This is a genomic window from Moraxella sp., assembly GCF_024227015.1.
GTDB lineage: Bacteria > Pseudomonadota > Gammaproteobacteria > Pseudomonadales > Moraxellaceae > Moraxella.
On record NZ_JAAELD010000013.1, the window covers coordinates 1 to 6,117 of the forward strand.

6 protein-coding genes are annotated in these 6,117 nt (G+C 47.7%); 1 reads left to right on the top strand and 5 read right to left on the bottom strand.

From position 1 onward, the window contains the following. The first annotated feature begins 110 nt into the window (after positions 1-110). Positions 111-773: a hypothetical protein gene (locus GY683_RS00230; protein WP_297286842.1), complete on the top strand. Its 663-nt coding sequence runs from the start codon at positions 111-113 to the stop codon at positions 771-773. Positions 774-856: 83 nt separating this feature from the next. Here the strand turns inward: GY683_RS00230 and adk are convergent, their stop codons facing one another. The 5 genes from adk to GY683_RS00255 form a co-directional block, all read right to left on the bottom strand. Next, positions 857-1,513: an adenylate kinase gene (adk, locus tag GY683_RS00235; protein ID WP_297286843.1), complete on the bottom strand. Its 657-nt coding sequence runs from the start codon at positions 1,511-1,513 to the stop codon at positions 857-859. Positions 1,514-1,671: 158 nt separating this feature from the next. Then, positions 1,672-2,931, bottom strand: a complete 1,260-nt coding sequence (gene ccmI, locus GY683_RS00240; RefSeq protein WP_297286844.1) for a c-type cytochrome biogenesis protein CcmI — start codon at positions 2,929-2,931, stop codon at positions 1,672-1,674. Further along, positions 2,928-3,422 carry a cytochrome c-type biogenesis protein gene (locus GY683_RS00245; RefSeq protein WP_297286845.1) on the bottom strand — a complete coding sequence of 165 codons (495 nt, stop codon included), beginning with the start codon at positions 3,420-3,422 and terminating at the stop codon, positions 2,928-2,930. Before GY683_RS00245 ends, ccmI begins: the two co-directional genes overlap by 4 nt. A 10-nt stretch (positions 3,423-3,432) precedes the next feature. Then, on the bottom strand, positions 3,433-4,014 hold the full coding sequence (locus GY683_RS00250) for a DsbE family thiol:disulfide interchange protein (protein WP_297286846.1): 582 nt from the start codon (positions 4,012-4,014) through the stop codon (positions 3,433-3,435). Then, complete coding sequence (locus GY683_RS00255; protein WP_297286847.1) at positions 4,001-6,028, bottom strand: heme lyase CcmF/NrfE family subunit; 2,028 nt, start codon at positions 6,026-6,028, stop codon at positions 4,001-4,003. Before GY683_RS00255 ends, GY683_RS00250 begins: the two co-directional genes overlap by 14 nt. Between the last annotated feature and the right edge of the window lie 89 nt (positions 6,029-6,117).

Sequence of the window (6,117 nt, forward strand, 5' to 3'; positions counted from 1 at the left end):
AGCATTGTAGCTGAATTATTGCACACTTCGCTTTGGAAATTTTTGAGAACCGTTATCCCTCCTTCTTTGGTTTTATGATAGAATAAAAACAGATTTTTGAGTATTTATTTATGAACGACACGCCTTCTTTTATCTTGCAAGACATACTAACTACGCCTGATTTTATCTTTCGCACACACAACGTCAAAATTGATAAATTCATCATCCAAAAAGATCTTCCCATGATGTTTTTGGCGCATTATGACAGTCTACCCGATGACATCAAGACACAAAAACCGCTTGATCTGTCCTTATTAAAGATGATGAATGAGAAAGTCACCGCCCAAGAAGCCTGCCGGATTTTGGACTTGCCCGCAGGCACCATCCAAGCTGCCACTCACATCAAAATCAGTGGCACTACCGTCATCGTCTGCGATGACTTCCCATTGGCGCTGCATTTATCATTTACTAATACCGCCAAAGAGTCACAAGCGACCTATCATTCAGACATCGCCCAATCACTAAGTACCGAGGCAGGTAATTTCGTCTTTGCCGGCAACGTCAATGTTCTGCACAAAAGCACCGCCAAGACACTCATCAGCGTAGATTTTAGTGAAGAAGAATACATCATCGAACCCAGTGATGGGTACACGCGCCTGCCCAATGCGCACGCACTATCCACCACGCACACACTCAACACCCTAAAAGACAACTCGCCTCAAGCCCTGTCATATCTGCAACAATCCATCCAAGATAAAATCATGTCGCATTATCATGACCAATTTGGCATTTAGTCTAAGGCTATGCTTTGGTAAATTAAAATAACCATCCACAAAAAAGACCTCGTATTTACAAGGTCTTTTTTATCAGCTTGAGATTAGCCTTTTAATACAGCGAAGATCTCATCACGCACGGTGTTGATGTCCTTGGTGCCGTCAAAGTCGTGGTATTCTGGGGCATTCTCGCCTGATTTAGCAACCGACTGGTAGTGACCAATCAAGGCAGCAGTCTGAGCATGGTACACACCTAGGCGATCGCGCACCACCTCTTCTTTGTCATCATCACGCTGAACCAAATCTTCGCCCGTAACATCATCCTTGCCTTCGACCTTTGGTGGATTGTGAATGATGTGATAAGTACGACCAGATGCCAAGTGCGCACGGCGACCTGACATACGGCTTACAATCTCATCATCAGGAACGCTAATCTCAATCACATGATCAATATCAACGCCAGCTTCTGCCAGAGCTTCTGCCTGAGCGATGGTGCGTGGAAAGCCATCAAAGATACACCCATTGGCGCAGTCAGGCTGTGCGATACGCTCTTTCACCAGATTAATTATTAGTTCATCAGATACCAGCTGACCTGCATCCATGACGCTTTTGGCAAGTTTACCAAGCTCGGTACCCTCTTTAATGGCAGCGCGCAACATGTCACCAGTTGAAATTTGCGGGATGCCGAATTCTTTTGAAATCAGTTGCGCCTGTGTGCCTTTACCTGCGCCTGGTGGTCCTAATAAGATGATACGAAGCATGCTCTTTCTCCAAATAATTAAAAAACGGCTCACCGCCAATACAATGTTACACTATAAACCACCCATTAAGATTGTTCAAGTGCTTTTTGATAAGTTGTCTGTTTTTCGCCTTTAGGGTGCACAATAAAAAACAGCGTCATTCAACGCTGTTTTTTGGGCTATGGTATGATTTGCGAGATGGTCAGATTAACTGCATTTTGGGTCTTGTTAAGCACCACAGGATTGGCAGCCATATCACCTGACTCAGAGACCGCGCCACCAGAATGGCTGATGCGCGCATTCACCACCAATTCATCGCTTTCTCGCCCTAGTGTTAGCGTGCGAGTTGGCATCATGGCATCCAGATCGCTTAGCGACACAGCCACGCTTCCGCCTCGAATGCTGCTCACTGGCAGGCGTTTCACCGCATAAGGCGCACCACCATTAACAGAAGAGATGGATATGAATAACACATCTGATTCTTTAATCTGTGGTAGCATCTGATCTGACACCGATACTGTCACATTGACGCCTTGGGTCGCTTTAGCTTCTTGGGATTCGATGTTCACCAATAGCTCATCCAAGCTTGCCAATGCCTCGCTTCTATTACCCGAAGAAGCGGCGATTTTTGAGCGAAGTTTATGCACCCATGCCTTAGCATTGGTAAAATTACCCGCACGCGTCTCGCCCATCGCCATCAGCATCTGTGCACCTTCATGATCGGGATTCTTACGCAGAATATCAATCAAGACATTACGCGCTGTCGTATCAAGCGCACCATTATTAACAAAGAAGCTAGACTGCGCATAAGTCATGGCAATCTCGATATTATCAGGGTCTAGGCGATGCGCACGCGACAAGGCTTCTAGCGCCTGCGGTTTCGCCTCTAATGCTGTGAACAGCTCAGACAGACGCATCCAACGATTGGCATCAAAGGCATTGGCATGAACATTGGTCTGCATGGCAGAGATCAGCGCAGCACTGTCCTTGGTTGCCCATTCTGGCGGCACGTCAATTTTGCCCGTCAAGAGATCGTCAGCCACTTGCCCCACTGAGTCTTTGGCTTCCCATAGCTTGTACACAGAAGTGCGATCAGACGTGGTCAAATACGCCAACGCCGCCAACAGCGGAATCCACACCATCACAATCAGACGTGACTTAAAGCCAACAGGCGCATAACTTTGCGACTGGGCTTGCGCTGCCAATAGTTGGCGCTTTAGCTCAGTGGACTGGGCTTCATAATAAACCTCATCAATCGCCCCTGCTGCTTTATCGGCATCGAGTTCGGCGATACGGCTATTGAACACCTCGACATTAACTGACATCAGGCGATTGTCATTAACCACGCGCCCTTTTAACCAAGGGTAGATCACCACAAGCGAGATCAGCACACACAACAGCGCGCACAATGTAAAAAATAACAATAAACTGGGCGTCATGATTTATCCTCTGGCGTTTTGTTGTGTTGATGGTTATTTAGAAGCTTATTAAGCTGTTCTTCTTCGCTTTTGCTCAGCTGATTGGGCGCGTCTTGAGTGATGGGTGTACGACCTTTTTTGGCTTTATAGAGCCAACCGACGACCAATAAGACAAGCAAAATCGGCGGAAAAAACCACAAAATCCACGTCGATGGGCGGACAGGCGGCTTATAGCTAATAAAGTCACCATAACGCTCAAACATATAATCACGAATCTCAGTATCGCTGCGGCCGTCATTAATCATCTCGTAGGTTTTTTGCTTTAGATCTAGGGCGATCGGCGCATCAGAACCTGCCAAGTTTTGGTTTTGGCACTTGGGGCATCTAAGCTCTTCGATGAGCGCTCGGTAGCGTGTCTCATCTTCGGCCGTCTTAAACTCATACACCTCAATGCCTGCCGACGCTTGCATCACCACACCCATAAATAGAGTCGCCATCATGATTTTTTTCATTGTAAGCCTCTTAGTTACACGCGTTGATTTTGGCATCATCGGTCAGCTTATCATCAGCAAGTGCGATCATGCACGGCTCAATCTGAGCTTTCCAGTTTTCTTGGTTAATCTCGCCTGTGACGTGCTTGAACACGATGCCGCGCCCATCCACAACGAAAGTCTCAGGCGCACCCGTCAATCCCAAATCCAGACCGTAGCTACCATCTAAATCTTGTATCGAATAGATGAACGGGTCTTTGTGCTCGTTAAGATAACCTAGCGCATCAGGCAGCTCGTCTTTATAATTCATGCCAATCATAGGCACACCTTGAGCATGCAACTGCATCAAAAACGGATGCTCTACAAAGCAAGTCGGACACCATGAACCCCAAGCATTCAGTAGAAATGGCGTCTTTGGTAGGTCTGCATTCGTCATCGTACGCGTGGTATCAGACAATAAAGGCAGGCTAAATTGCGGCAAAGGTTTATTCATCGCAGTAGTGATCTTCACATCCGTCTCTTTGCCAAGGCGGAAATAAAACATCACCATCGCCAAAATAAAAATCAAAAGCGGCAAAATAAAAATCCAAGCGCGTTTGTTAGATGCTGCCATGATCGCCTCCTGTGGTCGAGCGAGATTGGATGAGAGATTTATCAAGTTTCTTAATGCGGTAACGCTTATCGAACATGGCAATCAGTCCACCGAGTGCCATCAATATCGCCCCAAGCCATAGCCATCGCACCATCGGCTTAACATACACACGCACCGCCCAAGTGTCGTCACTGGCGTTACCCGAAGCATCGACAATCGGCTCGCCCAATGCGATGTACAGCTCGTTCAATAAGCTTGGACGGATGCCAACTTCTGTCATCGGCATCATTGACACAACATAATTACGCTTCTCAGGGTATAACGTAGTGATGAGTTTATCGGCTTTTTTGACTTGTACGGTTGCACGTGTGGCATCGTAGTTTAGCCCTTTAACTTCATCAAATTCTTGTAGATAAAAATCATAACCCTGAACATGTACGCTATCGCCCACGGTCATAGCGACGTCTTTTTCTAGACTCATCGCTGATACGCCAGCCACCCCAAGCGCAGTCACCAATACGCCAATGTGAGCAAGCTGCATCCCATAGTAGCTTGGCGTAAGCTTTCTTAAGCCTTCACCAAGGCTCTTGGCATGACGCGTCTTATCCTTGATATCCACCACCATAAAGGCAAGCACCCACACACAAAGCGCCGCCGTGATGTATGCAGCATAATCAAAATGCGCATATTCTTCTAGCATGCCCATCATATAGGCCACGACAGCACCAAGCACGAGCGCGCTCACCGCGCAAGTGATGATGGTCGTTAATAATGGACGGCTGTCATATTTATAGCGTAGGTTTGAACCAATGCCCATAAAGGCGAGCAAAATCCACGTCAACGGCACAAATAACGCATTAAAGTACGGAGGGCCCACCGACACCTGACCCCATTTAAAGGCATCTGCCAGCATCGGATATAGCGTACCCAACAGCACCACGAGCGTCGCCACGAGCAGGATGATGTTATTAATCACCAATACCGTCTCACGAGATTTGAGCTGGTAATTACTCTCAACCGTCAATCGCCATCCGCGTAAAGCGAACATCAATAGACCCACACCAATCACCACACCCAAAATTGCCAAAATCGCAACACCGCGCGTAGGATCTGCTGCAAAAGAATGCACAGAAGTAATCGCACCCGAACGAACCAAGAAAGTACCTAGTAGCGATAATGCAAACGAGAAAATTGCCAACATCATCGTCCATGCCTTGAACACACCGCGCTTCTCAGTCACTGCCAAAGAGTGTATGAGTGCCGTCACCGCAAGCCAAGGCATCAAGGAAGCATTCTCCACAGGATCCCAGAACCACCAGCCGCCCCAGCCAAGCTCATAATACGCCCACCAAGAACCGATCGCGATGCCTAATGTCAAAAAGCCCCAAGCAGCCACCGTCCACGGGCGAGACCAACGCGTCCACACCGCATCCAATCGCCCTGCCCACAGCGCCGCCATGCAGAAGGCAAATGGCACCGCCAGACCCACATAGCCCATATAGAGCATTGGCGGATGGAAAATCAAACCAGGGTCTTGAAGCAGTGGATTTAGATCCGTGCCATCCACGGGGATATTCGGCAAGGTGCGATCGAATGGATTCGAAGTAAAGATCAACATAAGCAGCATCATCACCTGCACCATCGCCAATACAGACAGCACGCGAGCGCGCATATCCAAAGGCAAGGCACGGCTAAACACCGCCACCAGCATGCACCAAGTCGCAAGAATCGTCAGCCACAGCAGCAGCGATCCCTCGTGACCACCCCAAGTCGCTGATATCTTATAATACCAAGGCAGTAAGCTATTAGAATGGCTGGCCACATACACCAGGCTAAAATCATTATAAATAAAACCTGCGACCAATGCACAAAATGAAAACATCATCGCCAAGAACTGCGCCACCGAGAGACTTGGCGCAAGACGCTGCCACTGCACTTGGTTTTTTATGACCCCAACAGTGGGCAAAATTGCCTGCAATAACGCAAGCACCAACGCCAAAATCAGCGCAAAGTAGCCCAATTCTGTGATTAACATAGTACATACCTTCTTTTTGGTATTAATAACAACGAGCTTGCAAATGCCGGCTTTTTGTCAAAATTAACACAAAAAACAAAGCCATCAGC

Coding starts and splice junctions, on each gene's coding strand:
- ccmI (WP_297286844.1), bottom strand. CDS start 2,931: ATGACGCCCAGTTTATTGTTATTTTTTACATTGTGCGCGCTGTTGTGT.
- GY683_RS00250 (WP_297286846.1), bottom strand. CDS start 4,014: ATGGCAGCATCTAACAAACGCGCTTGGATTTTTATTTTGCCGCTTTTG.
- GY683_RS00245 (WP_297286845.1), bottom strand. CDS start 3,422: ATGAAAAAAATCATGATGGCGACTCTATTTATGGGTGTGGTGATGCAA.
- GY683_RS00230 (WP_297286842.1), top strand. CDS start 111: ATGAACGACACGCCTTCTTTTATCTTGCAAGACATACTAACTACGCCT.
- GY683_RS00255 (WP_297286847.1), bottom strand. CDS start 6,028: ATGTTAATCACAGAATTGGGCTACTTTGCGCTGATTTTGGCGTTGGTG.
- adk (WP_297286843.1), bottom strand. CDS start 1,513: ATGCTTCGTATCATCTTATTAGGACCACCAGGCGCAGGTAAAGGCACA.